An 18825-nucleotide genomic window follows, 5' to 3' on the forward strand; every position below is an offset into this window, starting at 1 on the left:
TTAGAGCAGACTTTGCAGCTTGCGATGCAACATCGAAACGTTGCTTCCCTTTGCTACAAACCCTGTAAGGGTCTCTGTAAGAAGGGCCGAGACTTTATCAGCTTCAGCTTTGCTTGGGAAGCCCCCAAACACACAACTTCCAGTGCCGGTTAATTTTGCTTCGGTAAATTTACCTAACAAATTCAAAGCGTTACGTACTTCTGGATAACGCCTTGCCACAACCTGCAAGCAGTCATTTCGACTGTTTCCCTTGGGAACGGGGCGCACTTTAATGGGAGGAGAGTTACGTGTCAACAGCGGATCTGAAAAAATTTCTGCTGTACTTACAGATACTTGCGGAACAAGCACAACATACCAAGGCTCTTCGGGGTATTCGGGGCTGAGTTTCTCGCCCACGCCCTCGGCAAAAGCCGCGTGCCCGCGCACGAAAACCGGAACGTCGGCACCCAGTGTCAGGCCCAAGGCTGCCAGGCGATCCTGGTCCCAGCCCAGTTGCCACAGGTGATTGAGACCCAGCAGGGTGGTCGCCGCATTCGAACTGCCGCCACCGATACCGCCGCCCATGGGCAGGATCTTGTCGATCCAGATATCGATGCCCAATGTGCAGCCGGATTGCGCTTGAAGTCTGCGGGCTGCCTTCACGATCAGATTGCTGTCGTGAGGTACGCCTTCAAATTCCGTGTGCAGTCGAATCACGCCGTCGTCGCGCAGGGCAAAGGTGAGTTCATCGCCATAGTCGAGAAATTGAAACAGCGTCTGCAACTCGTGGTAGCCGTCTTCACGGCGACCCAGAATGTGCAGCATCAGGTTGAGCTTGGCCGGGGAGGGCAGGGTCAGGCGCTCGCTCACGTCACTGCCCCAGCTTGCGCGGTTGCCAGTCCTTGATCACCAGCGTGACGTCAAGGTCGGTGCCATGCAGCTTGATGCGTTCGGGCAGCCAGTAGCCGCCTTGCTGTACATAACTCAAATACTCGACCTTCCAGCCATCCTGCTCCAGCGTGGCCAGACGGCTGTCGCCGTTGAGGCTCAGGCGACTCTTGCTGTCCGGTGCCGGCAGCCCGCGCACCCACCAGACCAGATGCGACACGGGCAACTTCCAGCCGATCTGCTGCTCCAGCAATGCTTCCGGAGACGTCGCCTCGTAGCGGCCCTGGTTGGCGACTTCCAGGCTCACCTGCCCCGGGCGGCCGGTCAGGCGTGCCGCGCCGCGGCCCAGCGGACCGGACAGGCGAATGTCGTAGTAATCCTGACGTTGCAGCCAGAACAGGGTGCCGCTGCCGGAATCTTTCGGCGCGCGCACCCCGACCTTGCCTTCTATCTGCCAGCCGTCGATGCTGCCGAGCTGGTCCTTGTGCTGTTGCCATTGCGCCGGGTTGCCCTGGCCTTCAACGGATTCGCGGCTGCCTGTGCCCGCGCAACCGGCGAGCAGGGCGATAAGACTGAATACAACAATGTGGCGCAGGAACATAAGCTTAAAGGGTCTCGGATCCGGTCAGGCGCTTGATGGTGCCGCGCAAAAGAGGGCTTTCGGGTTGTTCCTTGAGGAATTTTTCCCAGACTTGCCGGGCTTCGCGCTGTTTGCCATTGGCCCACAGCACTTCACCCAGGTGGGCAGCGACTTCCTGATCGGGAAAACGCTCCAGCGCCTGGCGCAGCAGGCGTTCGGCCTCGTCCAGGTTGCCCAGGCGGTAATTCACCCAGCCCAGGCTGTCGAGCACGGCCGGGTCTTCCGGATTGAGCTTGTGGGCCTGCTCGATCAGTGCCTTGGCCTCGGCATAGCGCGTGGTGCGGTCGGACAGGGTGTAGCCCAGAGCGTTGAGGGCCATGGCATTGTCCGGGTCGCGCTTGATGATCAGGCGCAGGTCTTTTTCCATCTGCGCCAGGTCATTGCGTTTTTCTGCCTGCATGGCGCGGGTATACAGCAGGTTCAGGTCGTCGGGGTATTGCAGCAAGGCTTGTTGCAGCAATTTCCAGGCGCGTTCGCCCTGCTTGTTGGCCGACAGTGTCTCGGCCTGGATCAGGTACAGCTGGATGGCGTAGTCCGGCTCGGCATCGCGCGCCGCCGCCAGGCGTTTTTCCGCCTCGTCGGTACGACCGTTGCTCATCAGGATATCGGCCTGGCGCAGCTGAGCCGGCAGGTAGTCATTGCCCGGGCCGACCAGGGCATATTCGAGCAGGGCGGCCTGCGGGTCGTTGCGCTCTTCAGCGATGCGGCCAAGGTTCAGGTGAGCCGAATCAACGTGGCTCTCACGCTGGATCAGTTCTTCCAGATACCCCTTGGCTTCCTCCCACGCCTTGGCTTCCAGGCACACCAGTGCCAGGGAATAACGCAATTCGTCATCGTCGGGATATTGCTGGACGAGGTTGGCGAACTGCACTTTGGCGTCCGCCATGCGGTCCTGTTCCACCAGCATGCGCGCGTAAGTCAGGCGCAGGCGCTTGTCTTCCGGGTATTGCTTGATGCTTTTTTCCAGCAATGGAATCGCTTCCTTGCCGCGATTGAGGTTCTGCAGCAGGCGCGCGCGCAGCAGGATCGGCGCGATTTCGCCGTCTTCCGGCGGGTTCTGTTCCAGCAGCTTGAGGGCGGCTTCGGCTTCATCATCCTGTTGCAGCAGCAAGGCCTTGCCAAAAATAAGCTGGCTGTTCTTCGGATGCTTTTGCAGCAGGCGGTCGAAGCTCTTCATCAGGCCATTGCGCGTGTCCTGGTCGGTGTCGGCGGCCGACAGCGCGAGGAAATCGAAGTGCGTGTCGCCCTTGCCCTGCAGGACTTTTTCCATATACACCATGGAATCGTCGTAGCGCCCGGCGCGCGCCAGCTGGACAGCCGCGGCCCGTTGCGCTTCGAGGTCATCCGGCGCGTTTTTCGCCCAGATCAGCGACGTGTCCAGCGCCGCCTGATCGGCTCCGAGGTACTCGGCGATGCGAAACGCCCGCTCGGAAATACCCGGGTCCTGGGTGTTGATGGCCTGAGTCACATAGTTATCCAGCGCAATATCGAAGCGATTGCGCTGCCCGGCCAGTTCAGCGCTCAGCAGGCTGAACACCGTTTCCTCACTGAACGAGGAGTAAACCTTGGGCTTTTCAGGCGCGGGGGCGGTGTCTTCTGCCGGTGGCGTATCGCCCGGCGGCACGGGTGCCATGGCCTGGCAGCCGCTGAGGAAGACAAAAGCTAGGAGCAACGCGGAGGATCTATTCATATAGGAAGAGGACGACTAACCTGCGGTCGGATCATCATGACACAAGCCTTCGGCCAAACATAACCGAGTCTCAGTGGGCGCCTTTATAGGCACAAGCTACTAGGACAATAGACGACGGTGGTTGTTCTGGATCTTTCGAAGTAGGACAATTGCCGGCTTCCCGACCTCATCAGCGATATTGAATGGCCTTCCTCGCACTCGGTATTAACCACAAGACTGCCTCAGTCGACGTGCGCGAGCGCGTGGCGTTTACGCCGGAGCAGTTGGTTGAGGCCTTGCAACAGCTCTGCCGGCTCACCGACAGCCGCGAAGCTGCAATCCTTTCGACCTGCAATCGCAGCGAGCTCTATATAGAGCAGGAACATCTGTCAGCGGATGTAGTGCTGCGCTGGCTCGCCGATTATCACCATTTGAGCCTCGACGACCTGCGCGCCAGCGCGTATGTGCACGAAGAGGATGCGGCCGTTCGTCACATGATGCGCGTCGCCTCCGGGCTTGATTCGCTGGTATTGGGCGAACCGCAGATCCTTGGTCAGATGAAGTCCGCCTATGCCGTCGCGCGCGAGGCCGGCACGGTCGGCCCGCTGTTGGGCCGTCTGTTCCAGGCCACGTTCAATTCTGCCAAGCAGGTGCGCACCGACACGGCCATCGGCGAAAACCCGGTGTCCGTCGCTTTTGCGGCGGTCAGCCTGGCCAAACAGATTTTCAGCGATTTGCAACGCAGCCAGGCCCTGCTGATCGGCGCCGGCGAGACCATCACCCTGGTCGCCCGCCATCTGCACGAGCTGGGTGTGCAGCGCATCGTCGTCGCCAACCGCACCCTGGAACGCGCCAGCAGCCTGGCCGAACAGTTCGGTGCCCACGCGGTGTTGCTGTCGGATATTCCGGCCGAACTGGTGCGCAGTGATATCGTGATCAGCTCCACCGCCAGTCAATTGCCGATACTGGGCAAAGGCGCGGTAGAAAGTGCACTGAAGCTGCGCAAGCACAAGCCGATCTTCATGGTGGACATTGCCGTTCCACGGGATATCGAACCCGAAGTCGGCGAGTTGGACGACGTTTACCTCTATAGCGTCGATGACTTGCACGAAGTGGTCGCCGAAAACCTCAAGAGCCGCCAGGGCGCCGCCCAGGCCGCCGAGGAGATGGTCAGCGTCGGCGCCGAAGATTTCATGGTGCGCCTGCGCGAACTGGCGGCGGTGGACGTGCTCAAGGCCTATCGTCAACAGGGCGAACGCCTGCGTGACGAGGAGTTGATCAAGGCCCAGCGTCTGCTTGCCAACGGCAGCAGCGCCGAAGAGGTGCTGATGCAGCTGGCGCGTGGCCTGACCAACAAACTGCTCCACGCGCCCAGCGTACAGCTAAAAAAATTGACTGCCGAAGGCCGCCTCGATGCGCTGGCCATGGCCCAGGAACTCTTTGCCCTCGGTGAGGGCGCGTCAGACAGCTCTTCGGATAAAAAACCGCAATGAAAGCCTCACTGCTCAATAAACTGGACGTGCTCCAGGACCGTTTCGAAGAACTGACCGCCTTGCTTGGCGATGGCGAAGTCATTTCCGATCAGACCAAATTCCGCGCCTATTCCAAGGAATACGCCGAAGTTGAGCCTGTGGTTGCCACTTACACGAATTTGCTGAAAGTGCAGGCCGACCTCGAAGGCGCCCAGGCGCTGCTCAAGGACAACGACCCGGACATGCGCGAAATGGCCGTGGAAGAAGTCCGCGAGGCCAAGGAAAAGCTGACTGAGCTGGAAGGCGACCTGCAACGCATGCTGCTGCCCAGGGACCCCAACGACGGGCGCAACGTATTCCTCGAAATCCGTGCCGGCACCGGCGGCGACGAAGCGGCCATTTTCTCCGGCGACCTGTTCCGCATGTATTCGCGCTACGCCGAGCGGCGCGGGTGGCGGGTGGAGATCCTGTCGGAAAACGAAGGCGAGCATGGTGGCTATAAAGAAGTCATCGCGCGGGTCGAGGGCGACAACGTCTACGGCAAGCTCAAGTTCGAGTCCGGCGCACATCGCGTGCAGCGGGTGCCGGCGACCGAGTCACAGGGCCGTATCCATACCTCGGCCTGCACCGTGGCGGTGTTGCCCGAGCCGGACGAGCAGGAAACCATCGAGATCAACCCGGCGGATCTGCGCGTCGACACCTACCGCTCCTCGGGCGCCGGTGGTCAGCACGTGAACAAGACCGACTCGGCGATCCGCATCACCCACTTGCCGTCGGGCATCGTGGTGGAATGCCAGGAAGAACGCTCCCAGCACAAGAACCGTGCGCGGGCCATGTCCTGGCTGTCGGCCAAGCTCAACGACCAGCAGACCAGCGCCGCCGCCAACGCCATTGCCAGCGAGCGCAAGCTGCTGGTGGGCTCGGGCGATCGCTCCGAGCGTATCCGCACCTACAATTTTGCCCAAGGCCGCGTCACCGACCACCGCGTCAACCTCACCCTTTATTCGCTCGACGAAATCCTTGCCGGCGGCGTGGACGCGGTGATCGAGCCGTTGCTGGCCGAATACCAGGCCGATCAACTCGCAGCCATTGGTGAATAAATGACCATCATCGCCAGCCTGTTGCGCGCCGCTGACCTGCCAGACTCGCCCACCGCGCGTCTGGATGTGGAGCTGCTGCTGGCGGCTGCGCTGGGCAAGTCGCGCAGCTACCTGCACACCTGGCCGGAAAAAATCGTCAGCAGCGAAGCGGCGCTCACGTTTGCCGGTTACCTGCAACGGCGCCGAGCCGGCGAGCCGGTGGCCTATATCCTCGGCCAGCAGGGCTTCTGGAAACTGGACCTGGAAGTGGCGCCGCACACGCTGATCCCGCGCCCGGACACCGAACTGCTGGTGGAGGCCGCACTGGAATTGCTGCCGGCCACGCCCGCTACGGTGCTCGACCTGGGCACCGGCAGCGGCGCCATTGCCCTGGCCCTGGCCAGCGAGCGCCCGGCCTGGCAGGTGACCGCCGTTGATCGCGTGCTGGAGGCCGTGGCCCTGGCCGAGCGCAATCGCCAGCGGCTGCACCTTGATAACGCCACGGTGCTGAGCAGTCACTGGTTCAGCGCCCTGGGCGGTCGTACATTTGATCTGATCATCAGCAACCCGCCCTACATTGCCGACAACGACCCGCACCTGGTGGCGGGCGATGTGCGTTTCGAGCCGGCCAGCGCGCTGGTGGCAGGCCGCGATGGCCTGGACGATCTGCGCTTGATCATCCAGCAGGCCGGGATTCACCTGAATGCCGGAGGCCGGCTGTTGCTCGAACACGGTTACGACCAGGCGCAGGCCGTGCGCGATCTGCTGCTGAGCCAGGGGTTCGAGGGCGTTCACAGCCGCATCGACCTCGGCGGTCACGAACGCATCAGCCTGGGGCAATGGCCGTGCTGACCGACCAGGAGCTGTTGCGCTACAGCCGGCAGATTCTGTTGCAGCAGGTGGACATCGCAGGCCAGTTGCGCCTGAAAAACAGCCGCGCATTGATCGTCGGCCTGGGTGGCCTGGGCGCGCCGGTGGCGCTTTACCTCGCCGCAGCCGGCGTGGGCGAGCTGCACCTGGCCGACTTCGATACGGTCGACCTGACCAACCTGCAACGCCAGATCATCCACGACACCGACAGCGTCGGGCAGACCAAGGTCGACTCGGCCGTGCGCCGCCTGACCGCCGTCAATCCTGAGGTCAGGCTGGTTACCCACCGCAGCGCGCTGGACGCCGGCTCCCTGGCCGCCGCCGTGGCGGCCGTAGACGTGGTGCTCGATTGCAGCGACAACTTCTCCACCCGCGAAGCGGTCAATGCGGCCTGCGTGGCCGCCGCCAGGCCATTGGTCAGCGGCGCAGCGATTCGCCTGGAAGGGCAATTGTCGGTGTTCGACCCGCGCCGCGCCAACAGCCCCTGCTATCACTGTTTATACGGGCACGGCAGCGATACCGAACTCACCTGCAGCGAAGCCGGCGTGATCGGCCCGCTGGTGGGACTGGTTGGCAGCCTGCAAGCCCTGGAGGCGCTGAAACTGCTGGCCGGGTTCGGTGAGCCGCTGGTGGGCCGTTTGCTGCTGATCGATGCCTTGACCACGCGTTTTCGTGAGTTGCGCGTCAAGCGCGATCCCGCTTGCAGCGTATGCGGGGCGCCGCATGCTTAAGGATGCGCCAATCGGCGTGTTCGACTCCGGCGTCGGCGGCCTGTCGGTGTTGGACGAAATCCAGCAGTTACTGCCCCACGAATCACTGCTGTATGTGGCCGACTGCGGGCATATTCCCTATGGCGAGAAAACCCCCGCGTTCATTCTCGAACGCTCGCGCCTGGTGGCCGAGTTTTTCCGCAGTCAAGGCGCCAAGGCCTTCGTGATTGCCTGCAACACTGCGACAGTGGCGGCCGTGGCCGACCTGCGTCTGGACTTCCCGGACTGGCCGTTGGTGGGCATGGAGCCCGCCGTCAAGCCTGCCGCCGCCGCCACCCGCAGCGGGGTCGTCGGAGTGCTTGCCACCACCGGCACCCTGCAAAGCGCCAAGTTCGCCGCCTTGCTTGATCGGTTCGCCACCGATGTGCGGGTGATCACGCAGCCGTGCCCGGGTCTGGTGGAGTTGATTGAAACCGGCGACTTGACCAGCCCGGCCCTGCGCCAGCTGTTGCAGGGCTATATCGAGCCGTTGCTCAACGCGGGCTGCGACACCATTATTCTCGGCTGCACCCACTATCCCTTTCTCAAACCGCTGCTGGCGCAGATGCTCCCACCCAGCGTCATCCTCATCGATACCGGCGCCGCCGTGGCCCGTCAGCTCAAGCATTTACTGGGCCAGCGCGACCTTTTAGCGACGGGCAACCCGAGTCCGGCCCAGTTCTGGACCAGCGGTGATCTGTATCACCTAAGAAATATCCTACCGACACTATGGAAATATCCGAGCGTTGTGCGAATATTTGGCGCGTGAAAAATTCGTGAAATAGCTCGCTATTGGTGTGGAACTTCCGTCTATGTGCCAGCTTCTATAGCGAGATAGCCTGTACAACACTCTATAACTTCGTTTGGAAAGGATGTTTCTTATGAAGCGCTTGTTCTGTTTGGCCGCGATTGTGGCCGCTGTGGTAGGACACTCTGTTTCGGCCAATGCTGCCGGCCTGGAATTTGGAGTGGGGGGAACGAGCGATTCAACCATGACCTATCGGCTTGGCTTGACCTCCGATTGGGACAAAAGCTGGTGGCAGAGCGACGTGGGTCGGCTGACCGGCTACTGGAGCGGCGCCTACACCTACTGGGACGGCGACAAGACTGCCGGTGCCAGCAGCCTGTCGTTCTCGCCAGTGTTTGTGTATGAGTTTGCCGGGCAGTCGGTCAAGCCTTACATCGAAGCGGGCATCGGCCTGGCCGTGTTCTCGCGCACTCAGCTGGAAGACAACAACATCGGCCAGGCCTTCCAGTTCGAAGACCGTATCGGCTTTGGTCTGCGCTTTGCCGGCGGGCATGAAGTGGGCATTCGTGCCACGCACTATTCCAATGCCGGCATGAGCAGCAACAACGATGGTGTGGAAAGCTACGCGGTGCACTACACCCTGCCGCTGTAATGCTTGAAGTGTGGGAGGGGGCAAGCCCTTCCCACATGGCGACTTTCGATTAAGCCTCAGCGATACGCCGTCGCAATACCCTGGCGCTCTTCAAGGCACTCCGGTGCACCCATCTCGAACTCCCGACAGATCAGCGGGCGTCGCTCGTAAATCGTGCACATCATCGTGTCGCGGTCCAGCGCTGCACACCAGCCGTCATCCAGGCGCAGCATCACTTCGCCGCCCCAGTCATCGGTGTCGATGTAGCGTTCCGGCACGCCGGTGTCGGTGATCAGCAGCACTTCCAGCTGACAGCAACAGGCCGCGCACGTCGAGCAGGTGACGGCGGGTTCGTTGAGCTGTATGTGAGGGATGGTGGTCATGGGGGCAGCTTCCAGCTTTAAGCGGCAAGCTGCAAGTAGAAGCCGACCGGCTTCATCTTTTGCTTGCCGCTTGAAACTTGTCGCTGGCGGCTGCTGCGGTCAGCAGCGTGAACACAAACGCCCACAGCACCGCCAACCCGGCCATCGTCGGGCCTGTGGCGTAACCGAACTGCACGCCGGCCAATTGGCTCCCCGCGTAGTAGGACGCCGGGCCGCCCATCGCCCCCAGCAATGCCGCGCGCCACCATGGCCGCGCGCTCCAGGCCAGGCAATGGTGCAGCGTGGTTGCCAGCAGAGCCCACAGCAACATCAACCAGAACGGAATCAGTGGGCCCGGCTCGTTGAAGTGAAACACGCCAAGGGCACGTAACGCCGTGTCCAACAGCGTGCCCACCAGCGTGACGCTGATGATCAGCACGCCATCCTCGGCCGACGAACTGATCCACAGCAGGTGAATGGCCAGTACCGCCAGCCCCACCAGCAACCACAGGCTGTCACCGCCCAGCACGCAGGCGAACCAGCCGCACTGGAACAGCGCCGCGTTGGCCAACGATTTAAGCATCGAAGCGCCCGAGCAATGGCGGGTTGATCGCCGCCGGCTTGGCCAACAGCAACTGCGCCGTGCCAATGGTGCGTTCCATGAAGCCGCCTTCGCAGTAGCACAGATAAAATTCCCACAGGCGCAGGAAATATTCGTCGTAGCCCAATTCCGCAAGACGGCCATGAGCACGGCGAAAGTTCTCGTGCCACAGGCGCAGGGTGCGCGCGTAGTGCAGGCCGAAATCCTCCATGTGCAGCAGGTTCATGTCGGTGTCGCGGCTGACGATGTGCAACATGTTCTGCACGCTGGGCAGCGCCCCACCGGGGAAAATGTAGCGCTGGATGAAATCGACGCTGTTCCTGGCCTGCTCGAAGCGTTGCTCGCGAATCGTGATGGCCTGCAGCAGCATCAGCCCGTCGGGCTTGAGCAGGTGCGCGCATTGCTTGAAGTAGGTCGGCAGGAAGCGGTGGCCTACCGCTTCGATCATCTCGATGGACACCAGCTTGTCAAACTGGCCGGTGAGGTCGCGGTAGTCCCTCAGCAGCAGTGTCACCTGGTCCTGCAAACCCAGGGCGGCAATGCGCTGTTCGGTGTAGGCGAACTGTTCCTTGGACAAGGTGGTAGTGGTGACCTTGCAGCCGTAATGCTGCGCCGCGTACAGCGCCATGCTGCCCCAGCCAGTGCCGATTTCCAGCAGGTGGTCGCCGGGCTTGAGCGACAGTTTCTGACAGATGCGTTCCAGCTTGTTCAGTTGCGCCTGTTCCAGGGTGTCGTCGGCCTTAAGAAACTGCGCCGCCGAGTACATCATGGTTGGGTCGAGGAATTCCTCGAACAGGTCGTTGCCCAGGTCGTAATGCGCCGCGATGTTTTTCTGCGAGCCCTTGCGCGTATTGCGGTTGAGCCAGTGCAGGCCCTGGGTGAACGGCCGTGCGAGGCGCGCCAGACCGCCTTCCATCGCATCGAGCACGTCGAGGTTGCTGACCATCACGCGCACCACGGCGGTGAGGTCGGGGCTGGTCCAATAACCGTGGATAAATGCCTCACCCGCACCGATAGAGCCGTTGGCCGCCACCAGGCCCCACACGGCGGCGTCGAGGATATGGATCTCCCCCAACAGATGCGCTTCCCGTGCGCCAAATACGTGGCGCTCGCCGTCCTCGATCAGCACCAACTGGCCGTGGCGCAATTGGCTGAGCTGACGCAGCACGCCCTTGCGCAGCAGCGCACTGGTCATGCCATTGACGTTCAGGCGGGTGGCCTTGACCGATACATTAGGGGATTTCATGGCGGCGATCCTTGGTATACCCAACTGCAGTGCGAGAGGCGCCATCGGCGGCTCGGTGGGGGAAAATCGGTGTGCGTTTGAGCAACAGGCGCACGGCCTGCCAGTAAATGGCCAGGCAGGTCTTGGCGGTCATCCACGGGAAGCGCCGCAGGTAACGGTGCAGGCTGGCGCGGGTGAGCGGCTCTTTTTGCAGGCTCAACGTGGCGTCGAAGACTTTGAGTTCGCCTTGCCAGTCGGCCATGTGCACGCCCAGCCGGTCGGCGGGCGGGCTGAAGCTCATGCGGTATTCGAGGTCGGGCGGCAAAAATGGCGACACATGGAACGCCTTGGCCACCGCGAAGTGCTGATGTTCGCCTGCGCCAAGGGCCAGGGCCGGCAGCACATAGTGATAGCGCTCGCGCCACGGGGTGTTGGTGACTTCACACAAAATCGCGGCCAGCTCCCCACCTGCCTCGTAGCAGTAGAAGAAACTCACCGGGTTGAACGCCAGGCCCCAACTGCGGGCCTGGGTCAGCAGGCAGATCGCGCCCTGGGGCGTGCGCCCCAGCGCCTTGCCCACCTCAAGACGCACCGCGTCGGTGAGGCTCATGCCGTGGCGGGTCAAGGTGCGCAGGTAATCCTGCTGGCGAAAGCCGAACGGCGCCAGGCGATGGGTGCCGGCCAGGGGCGAGAGCGCGAGCACCTGGTCCTGCTCGCTTAAGTCCAGGTACAGCAGGCCGATGCGGTAGCGAAAGGCGTGGGCCCTGGGCGCAAACCGGCGATGGGCGATCCAGCCGCTGTACAGGGCGCTGTTCACAGGGTTTCCCCGAAGGCCTGGGCCACGCGCAGCGCGCTGACCACGCCGTCCTCATGAAAGCCGTTGGCCCAGTAGGCGCCGCAGTAAAAGGTATTGCGCGCGCCGTTCAACTCTTCCCAGCGTTCCTGCGCGGCCACCGCCGCCAGGCTGTATTGCGGATGGGCGTAGGTGAAGCGCGCAAGAATTTTGCGCGGATCGATCATTGGCGTCTGGTTGAGGCTGACGCAAAACGTGGTGGCGCTGTCGATGCCTTGCAGGATGTTCATGTCGTAGGTGACGGCGGCCTGGGTGTCGGCGCTGCCGGTGAGGCGGTAATTCCAGCTGGCCCAGGCCAGTTTGCGCGTGGGCAGCAGGCGGGTGTCGGTGTGCAGCACCACGTCGTTGTCGGCGTAGGGCAGGGCGCCAAGGATGGCTTGCTCGGCCTCGCTCGGGTCGGCCAGCAGGGCCAGGGCCTGGTCGCTGTGGCAGGCGAACACCACGCGGTCGAATGTCTCGCTGCCAGCGGCGCTGTGGATCACCACGCCATCAGCGTTGCGCTCGACCTTGTGCACAGGGCAATCGAGACGGATTTTTTCGCGAAAGCCGCGGGTCAGCGGTTCGATGTAGGCGCTGGAGCCCCCTTCAATCACGCACCATTGCGGGCGATTGTTCACCGACAGCAGGCCGTGATTCTTGAAGAAACGCACAAAGAACTGCAACGGAAAACCGAGCATGTCCGCCAGTGACATCGACCAGATCGCTGCGCCCATCGGCACGATGTAATGCCGGATGAATCGCGGGCCGTAGCCGCCGGCTGCCAGGTAGTCGCCCAGGGTCATGTCGGCGCTGATGCGTTGCTGTTCAAGGTCCAGCGGCGCCTGGCGGTTGAAGCGCAAGATGTCACGCAACATGCCCCAGAACCCCGGCGAGAGCATATTGCGGCGTTGGGCGAACAGGCTATTGAGGTTATTGCCGTTGTATTCGAAGCCACTGCGCTGGTCGTTCACTGAAAAACTCATTTCGGTGGGTTTGAATGTCACGCCGATTTGCCCCAGCAACCGGATGAAATTGGGGTAGGTCCAGTCGTTGAACACGATAAAACCGGTGTCCACCGCGTAAGGCTGGCCATCGACCGTCACATGAGCGGTATGGGTATGCCCGCCGATGCAGGCGTTGGCTTCGAAGACGCTGATGTCGTGGCGACGGCTGAGCAGGTAGGCGCTGGTCAGGCCGGCGATGCCGCTGCCGATGATGGCGATCTTCACAGGTCGTCCTTCTGCGGCGGCGGGCTGCGCAGCATGCGCTTGCCGATGATCAGTTGCGCGCGGTTCGGCAGTTTCGACAGCGGCCACAGGGCGGCGATGAACATGGCCGGGAACGCGATCTCCAGCGGGCGTTTGTCCAGCTTGGCGAAAATGTGCCGTGCCGCTTTGTCGGCCGGCCAGCTCAAGGGCATCGGGAAATCATTGCGTTCGGTCAGCGGTGTATCGACAAAGCCCGGGCTGATCACGGTGACGTCGATATGCTCCGGCGACAGGCTGATGCGCAGGGATTCGAACAGGTAACGCAAACCGGCCTTGGACGCGCCATAAGCTTCGGCCCGTGGCATCGGTAAGTAGGTCACGGCGCTGGCGACGCCCACCAGGTGCGGCGTGCGCCCGGCGCGCAGCAGCGGCAGGGCGGCTTCGATGCAGTAGCTGCTGGCCAACAGGTTGGTGCGCACCACGTGTTCGACGATGGACGAATCAAACTGACGCGCATCCACGTATTCGCAGGTGCCGGCATTGAGAATCACGGTGTCCAGCGCGCCCCAGGCTTCGCCGATGCGCTCGCCGATTTCGCGCACGGTCTGGCTGTTGGTCAGGTCGCCGGCCACCACCAGCACCTGGCCGGGGTAGCGCCGGGCTAGCGCGTCCAGCGGGCCTTGGGAGCGCGAGCTGACGGCCACGTGGGCGCCGCTGTCGAGCAGCTCCAGGGCCAGGGCGGCACCGATGCCACTGCTGGCACCGGTCAACCAGTAACGGCGGGGCGAGGTCAGGCTCATGCGATTCTCCTTTTCAGCCAGCTTATGGCTCGGCCGACTACCGGCAGGTGTTCATAGAGCATGGCGCCGGCATCGAAATAGTCGCGATGGCGGTACACCTTGTTGTCGCGCCACATCAGGTGCGAGCAGCCTTCCACTCGGATGACCTTGCCGCCGTTGAGGCGCGGGTGGCAAAAACTCATTTTCCAGCGCAGGTAGCCTTCGCCTTCGGCCACCTCATCGAAACCCTGATAGTCGAAACGCAGCTGGCTGATCTGGCTGTACAGCTCGCTGAAGTAGCGGCGCAGTTCAGGCAGGCCATGCACCTGATGCAGCGGGTCGGCGAAGGCGATGTCCTGGCTGTACAGGCTGTCGAGCAGGTGCAGGTTGTGCTTGTCCAGCGTGGCAAAGGCCTGGGCGAAGCGGCGCAGAAAGTCACTCATGCGCGGCCACCGCTTGACGGGACGGCAGGCTGCGGAAGGCGGCAAGGGCGCGCTGGCGGGATTTTTTCAGGTCGACGATCGAACGCGGGTAGTCCGCCACGCCGAACAGCCCACCGGCGGCCTCGGGGTTGTGCACGTCCTTTTTGTTCAGCGCCGCCAACTGCGGCAGCCAGTGCTTGATGAACACGCCCTCGCCGTCGAATTTTTCCGACTGGCTCAGCGGGCTGAAAATGCGGAAATAGGGCGCCGAGTCGGTGCCGGTGGAAGAACTCCACTGCCAGCCGCCGTTGTTGGCGGCGAGGTCGCCGTCGATCAGGTGGCGCATGAAAAAACGCTCGCCCTCGCGCCAGTCGATCAGCAGATTCTTGGTCAGAAACATCGCCACCACCATGCGCAGGCGGTTGTGCATCCAGCCGGTCTCCAGCAACTGACGCATGGCAGCGTCGATGATCGGCAGGCCGGTGCGCGCTTCCTGCCACGCCGCCAGGTCCTCGGGCGCGTGGCGCCAGGCGACGGCTTCGGTCTCGGGCCGGAATGCGCGGTGGCGCGATACCCGTGGGTAGCCGACCAGAATATGTTTGTAGAACTCACGCCACAGCAATTCGTTGATCCAGGTGACGGCGCCAACGTTGCCCGTTTCGAACTCGCCGCTGTTGCTCTGCAACGCCGCGTGCAGGCACTGACGCGGCGACACCACACCGGCGGCGAGGTAGGCGGAGAGCTGGCTGGTGCCCGGTTTGGCCGGGTAGTCGCGCTCGTCCTTGTAATAGCCGATCTGCTGGTCGGTGAAGGCGTCGAGGCGGCGTCGGGCTTCGTCTTCGCCGGCCGGCCAGAGTGCGCGCAGGCTGTCGCTGGGCGTTTCGAAGCCGGGCACGCTGTGCGGAATCGGGTCGCTGGCGAACGGCAGTTTTTGCTGGGCTTTCGGCGTTGCCACCAAGCGCGGCAGCGCGCTGTGCAAGCGGCTGTAACACACCTTGCGAAACTGGCTGAAGACCTGGAAGTAGGTGCCGGTCTTGGTCAGCACACTGCCGGGTTGAAAAAACAGTTGGTCGAGGTAGCGGTGGAACGTCACGCCGCAGGCTTCCAGTGCCTGGGCCACGGCCTGGTCGCGACGGCTTTCGTGGATGCCGTATTCCTCGTTGATGTGCACCGATTCCACCGACAGTTCCTGGCACAGCGTGCTCAGCACGGCGGGTGCCTGGTGCCAGGTCGGGGCGGTGCGGATCAGTAAGGGAATGTTGAGTGTGCCCAGCGCCTGGCTCAGGGACTGCAGGTTGCGCAGCCAGAAGTCGACCTTGCACGCGGCATCGTCGTGGGCCAGCCATTGCTCGGGCGTGATCAGATACACGGCGGCCATCGGGCCGCGCTGGCTCGCGGCGGCCAGGGCGGTGTTGTCGTGCAGGCGCAAGTCGGTGCGCAGCCAGATCAAATGCATTTAGACAATTCCACGCTCAATCAGTATCTGATGGGCCGCCAAGGGGTCTTCGGCGACGAACAGGTCAGGGATGTCCTGGGTTAGTACGGCCAGTTCGGCGTGGTGGATGCACACCGTTGGTCCGGCGAGCAAAATCGGGCAACTGACGCCGCCCAATAGTTTGGTCAACGCCGGCACATTGAGGGCCTTGCTCGAATACAGCAGCACCGCGCGCGGTTGCAGGTGTTCCACCGCGAGGGCCAGTTCGCCGGCAGGCAGCGGCCAGTCGAAGACTTCCACCGGGCAGTCGGCGCTGCTGGCCAGCCACGCGCTGAGCCACAGGTGCGGCTCCAGGTGCAGGTCGGAGTGATTGACCAGCAGCAGTGGCGCGCCCTGTAACTGGCGATTGGTGTGGTAGATGCGTGCACCGAACTTGCTGCGCAGCCAGGACAGGAAAAATACCCGCTCCATCTGCGCGCCGAACTGGCCCTGCCAGCGTTGCTCCAGCGCCTGCAGCAGCGGCAACAGTAATTGCGCGCAGAGCGTGCGCGGCGGGTACAGCGCCATGGCCTGGTTGAAGGCGTCGTCGACCCGGCGCTCGGCCAGTTCGCTGATGGCGGTCAGCAGGTTCTGGTGCAGCGCGTGCCATTCGTTTTCCACGGCGTCCGGCCCGGTCTGCGCAGAGTCGATCAGGTTTTTCACTTGGCTGACCGGCACGCCTCGATTGAGCCACGTAAGGATGGTGTGGATGCGTTGCACATGGACGTCGCTAAATAGCCGATGCCCCTTGGGCGTACGCTGCGGCACGATCAGGCCGTAGCGCCGCTCCCAGGCGCGCAGGGTGACCGCGTTGACGCCGGTCTGGCGCGCCACCTCGCGAATCGGCAGCCAGCCGTCTTCGAGGGCTTGGGCGATGTCATCGGGTTCGTCTAGCAGGGCGGCTTTCATGGCTTAGATCGCATTTCGCAGGCTGAGGTTTTCCGGGTGCGGTTGCAGGTAGGCCTGCTGCGCGATGTAGCGATCCGGGTGTTGGCGAAAGTGGTGCTTGAGCAGGGTCAGTGGCACCACCAGCGGCACGATGCCGTGGCGGTATTGGTCGATGACGGTCTGCATTTCCTGCTTGTCGTCGCTGCTGATGGCCTGCTTGAGGTAGCCACTGATGTGCTGCAGCACGTTGGTGTGGGTGCCGCGGGTGGCGCATTTTTTCAGGCCGGTCATCAGGTCGCTGAAATAACAGTCGGCCAACTCCGAGAGGTTATCGCCCTTGCTCATGCTGCCCAGCAGGTTACCCAGGCTTTTGTAATGCGCCGGGCTGTGGGCCATCAGCAAATATTTGTAGCGCGCATGGAAGGACAGCAAGCGATGACGCGTCAGGCCTTCGGCCAGCAGCTGTTGCCAGCTGTCGTAAACGAACACACGGGTGAGGAAATTTTCCCGCAGCACCGGATCGTTCAGCCGGCCGTCTTCTTCCACCGGCAGGTTGGGGTGGCGCGCGCAGAATGCCTGGGCGTAGATGCCGCGCCCGCCGCCGTCGACCGGGGCGCCGTTGTCACGGTACACCTTGACCCGTTCCAGGCCGCAGGACGGCGACTTCTGCATGAAGATGTAGCCGCACAGGTCGGTGTGTTCACGGGCCATCTGCTGGCCGTATTCGTCGAGAGGCTGGGTGACGTTCAGCTCACGGTGCACGGTGCCCACCGCCTGCGGGTTGGCGGCGTCGCCGACCAGGCGGATGGTTTCACGCGGGATACCCAGGCCGATGGCGACTTCGGGGCACAGCGGCACGAAGTCGAAGTAATCGGCGAGCGTCTCGCTGCACAACTGGGATTGTTTGTGTCCGCCGTTGAAGCGCACGTTCTCGCCCAGCAAGCAGGCGCTGATGCCAATCCTGGGTTTTGCGGTGCTGGGCATGGGCAAACCTCGGCAAAAAAATCCTGTACAGGCTTAAGGCTCTGTACAACTAATCTCATCATAGGTTTGATGGTGTACAAGTCAAATATTTTGTATAGGTTTTGCTGCGGGGGTTACTTCCAGCCCATGGTCCAGTGGTCAGCGTCTTGCAGGGTTTGCCACGCAAGGCGTTGGGTGCGCCGGGTCATCACTGCCTGAAGTTCGATTTCCAGTACGATGTTTTCCTCGTCACGAAACAGCTCGGTGACGAGGAAATGCTTTTCCTTGTTCTTCGGCGCGGTCGCGGTCCATTTCGACAGCAGCAGCTTGGCCGGATTGATGCGGTTCATTGCAGATGCTCGATCAGGCGTCGCGCCGCTTCCTGGCCGCTAAGCCATGCGCCTTCGACACGGCCGGACAAGCACCAGTCACCGCACACGAACAGGCCCAGGTCGGCGTCGGCCAGTACGCCGAACTCGTGGCTGCCGGACGGGCGAGCATAGAGCCAGCGGTGAGCCAGGCTGAACGACGGCGCCGGCATGGCACAGTGCAGCAACTCGGCGAAGGCGCCGTGCAGGTGTTCGATCACGGCTTCCCTGGACAGGTCCAGGTGCGCCTTGCTCCAGGCGCTGGTGGCGTGCAGCACCCAGGTATCGAGGGTGGTGTCGCGCCCGGGCTTGCTGCGGTTGCGCGCGAGCCAGTCCAGCGGGCTGTCTTGCACGAAACAGCCTTGCATCGGCGTATCCAGAGGTTTGTCGAAGGCCAGGGCGATGGCCCAGGTCGGGTCCATCTTCACGCCGGCAGCGGCACTCGCCAGCTTGGGCGCGGCCGCCAGCAGCGCAGTGGCCTGGGGAGCGGGCGTGGCGATGATGACGTGGCTGAACGGGCCATGGTTGCCGCCGTCGGCGTCCAGCAGGTTCCAGTGTTGTTCGCCCTGGAACACGTCGGTGATGCGGCAACCGAATGTCACCGGCAGGTCGTCGAGCAGCGCACGGGTGATGGCGCTCATGCGCGGTGTGCCGACCCAGCGGATCTGCTCGTCGGGGGAGGGCGTGAGCTGGCCGGCCTTGGAGTTGTACAACTGCGGCTTCCACTGCTCGGCCCAACCGTTGCTCTGCCAGCGCTGTACTTCGTTGACGAAGCGGCGGTCGCGGGCGGTGAAGTATTGCGCGCCCATGTCCAGCGCGCCGGCATCGCTGCGCTTGCTGGACATGCGGCCGCCGCTGCCGCGGCTTTTATCGAAAAGGTGTACGACCTGCCCCGCGTCTCGTAACGCTCGGGCAGCGGACAAGCCGGCGATGCCGGTGCCGATGATTGCGATGGGAACACTCATGGGAGGCCTCGTT

General features: G+C 62.8%; 21 protein-coding genes. 6 read left to right on the top strand and 15 right to left on the bottom strand.

The genetic code is table 11. The features are described from left to right. Genes ispE through JOE32_RS20830 form a run of 3 tightly spaced genes read right to left on the bottom strand, consistent with a single transcriptional unit; the run spans nt 1 to nt 3197 of the window. Complete coding sequence (gene ispE, locus JOE32_RS20820) at nt 1-849, bottom strand: 4-(cytidine 5'-diphospho)-2-C-methyl-D-erythritol kinase (protein ID WP_209988329.1); 849 nt, start codon at nt 847-849, stop codon at nt 1-3. 1 nt (nt 850) lies between these two features. Then, nucleotides 851-1468 carry a lipoprotein insertase outer membrane protein LolB gene (gene lolB / locus JOE32_RS20825; RefSeq protein WP_057007007.1) on the bottom strand — a complete coding sequence of 206 codons (618 nt, stop codon included), beginning with the start codon at nt 1466-1468 and terminating at the stop codon, nt 851-853. Nucleotides 1469-1472: 4 nt separating this feature from the next. Beyond that, nucleotides 1473-3197, bottom strand: a complete 1725-nt coding sequence (locus tag JOE32_RS20830) for a tetratricopeptide repeat protein (RefSeq protein ID WP_209988332.1) — start codon at nt 3195-3197, stop codon at nt 1473-1475. Between the two features lie 182 nt (nt 3198-3379). Between JOE32_RS20830 and hemA the strand changes: the two genes are divergently transcribed. From hemA to JOE32_RS20860, 6 genes are all read left to right on the top strand, one after another. Then, nucleotides 3380-4669, top strand: a complete 1290-nt coding sequence (gene hemA / locus JOE32_RS20835) for a glutamyl-tRNA reductase (protein WP_209988334.1) — start codon at nt 3380-3382, stop codon at nt 4667-4669. After that, nucleotides 4666-5748, top strand: a complete 1083-nt coding sequence (gene prfA / locus JOE32_RS20840; protein WP_209988336.1) for a peptide chain release factor 1 — start codon at nt 4666-4668, stop codon at nt 5746-5748. The genes hemA and prfA overlap by 4 nt, the downstream gene beginning before the upstream one ends. Then, complete coding sequence (gene prmC, locus JOE32_RS20845; RefSeq protein WP_209988339.1) at nt 5749-6579, top strand: peptide chain release factor N(5)-glutamine methyltransferase; 831 nt, start codon at nt 5749-5751, stop codon at nt 6577-6579. It begins immediately after the preceding gene. After that, nucleotides 6573-7328, top strand: a complete 756-nt coding sequence (locus tag JOE32_RS20850) for a molybdopterin-synthase adenylyltransferase MoeB (protein WP_209990654.1) — start codon at nt 6573-6575, stop codon at nt 7326-7328. The genes prmC and JOE32_RS20850 overlap by 7 nt, the downstream gene beginning before the upstream one ends. Further along, on the top strand, nt 7321-8115 hold the full coding sequence (murI, locus tag JOE32_RS20855; protein ID WP_209988341.1) for a glutamate racemase: 795 nt from the start codon (nt 7321-7323) through the stop codon (nt 8113-8115). Before JOE32_RS20850 ends, murI begins: the two co-directional genes overlap by 8 nt. A gap of 112 nt (nt 8116-8227) precedes the next feature. Continuing rightward, a complete protein-coding gene (locus JOE32_RS20860) occupies nt 8228-8746 on the top strand; it encodes an acyloxyacyl hydrolase (protein ID WP_209988344.1) in 519 nt (172 codons plus the stop codon). A 56-nt stretch (nt 8747-8802) separates the two neighbouring features. Here the strand turns inward: JOE32_RS20860 and JOE32_RS20865 are convergent, their stop codons facing one another. The 12 genes from JOE32_RS20865 to JOE32_RS20920 form a co-directional block, all read right to left on the bottom strand. After that, a complete protein-coding gene (locus tag JOE32_RS20865) occupies nt 8803-9108 on the bottom strand; it encodes a YkgJ family cysteine cluster protein (RefSeq protein ID WP_004372444.1) in 306 nt (101 codons plus the stop codon). Between the two features lie 52 nt (nt 9109-9160). Beyond that, the gene (locus JOE32_RS20870) at nt 9161-9670 is read right to left on the bottom strand and encodes a DUF2878 domain-containing protein (protein ID WP_209988347.1); all 510 of its coding nucleotides are present in this window, start codon (nt 9668-9670) and stop codon (nt 9161-9163) included. Next, on the bottom strand, nt 9663-10934 hold the full coding sequence (locus JOE32_RS20875; RefSeq protein ID WP_209988349.1) for a cyclopropane-fatty-acyl-phospholipid synthase family protein: 1272 nt from the start codon (nt 10932-10934) through the stop codon (nt 9663-9665). The genes JOE32_RS20870 and JOE32_RS20875 overlap by 8 nt, the downstream gene beginning before the upstream one ends. After that, a complete protein-coding gene (locus tag JOE32_RS20880) occupies nt 10921-11730 on the bottom strand; it encodes a DUF1365 domain-containing protein (protein ID WP_209988352.1) in 810 nt (269 codons plus the stop codon). Before JOE32_RS20880 ends, JOE32_RS20875 begins: the two co-directional genes overlap by 14 nt. Beyond that, the gene (locus JOE32_RS20885; protein ID WP_209988354.1) at nt 11727-12974 is read right to left on the bottom strand and encodes an FAD-dependent oxidoreductase; all 1248 of its coding nucleotides are present in this window, start codon (nt 12972-12974) and stop codon (nt 11727-11729) included. Before JOE32_RS20885 ends, JOE32_RS20880 begins: the two co-directional genes overlap by 4 nt. Then, on the bottom strand, nt 12971-13753 hold the full coding sequence (locus JOE32_RS20890) for an SDR family NAD(P)-dependent oxidoreductase (RefSeq protein ID WP_209988357.1): 783 nt from the start codon (nt 13751-13753) through the stop codon (nt 12971-12973). Before JOE32_RS20890 ends, JOE32_RS20885 begins: the two co-directional genes overlap by 4 nt. After that, nucleotides 13750-14175 (bottom strand): nuclear transport factor 2 family protein, encoded by a 426-nt coding sequence (locus tag JOE32_RS20895; protein ID WP_209988360.1) that lies wholly within the window; start codon nt 14173-14175, stop codon nt 13750-13752. Before JOE32_RS20895 ends, JOE32_RS20890 begins: the two co-directional genes overlap by 4 nt. Continuing rightward, nucleotides 14168-15610: a deoxyribodipyrimidine photo-lyase gene (gene phrB / locus JOE32_RS20900; RefSeq protein WP_209988362.1), complete on the bottom strand. Its 1443-nt coding sequence runs from the start codon at nt 15608-15610 to the stop codon at nt 14168-14170. The genes JOE32_RS20895 and phrB overlap by 8 nt, the downstream gene beginning before the upstream one ends. Further along, a complete protein-coding gene (locus tag JOE32_RS20905; RefSeq protein ID WP_209988365.1) occupies nt 15611-16537 on the bottom strand; it encodes a MerR family transcriptional regulator in 927 nt (308 codons plus the stop codon). Between the two features lie 3 nt (nt 16538-16540). Continuing rightward, nucleotides 16541-17500: a DUF523 and DUF1722 domain-containing protein gene (locus tag JOE32_RS20910; RefSeq protein WP_209988368.1), complete on the bottom strand. Its 960-nt coding sequence runs from the start codon at nt 17498-17500 to the stop codon at nt 16541-16543. Nucleotides 17501-17613: 113 nt separating this feature from the next. Further along, nucleotides 17614-17829 (bottom strand): TIGR02450 family Trp-rich protein, encoded by a 216-nt coding sequence (locus JOE32_RS20915; protein WP_209988372.1) that lies wholly within the window; start codon nt 17827-17829, stop codon nt 17614-17616. Beyond that, the gene (locus tag JOE32_RS20920; protein ID WP_209988375.1) at nt 17826-18812 is read right to left on the bottom strand and encodes an FAD-dependent oxidoreductase; all 987 of its coding nucleotides are present in this window, start codon (nt 18810-18812) and stop codon (nt 17826-17828) included. The genes JOE32_RS20915 and JOE32_RS20920 overlap by 4 nt, the downstream gene beginning before the upstream one ends. Between the last annotated feature and the right edge of the window lie 13 nt (nt 18813-18825).

Origin of the sequence: Pseudomonas sp. PvP025, from assembly GCF_017832155.1 — a bacterium.
Classification (GTDB): Bacteria; Pseudomonadota; Gammaproteobacteria; order Pseudomonadales; family Pseudomonadaceae; genus Aquipseudomonas.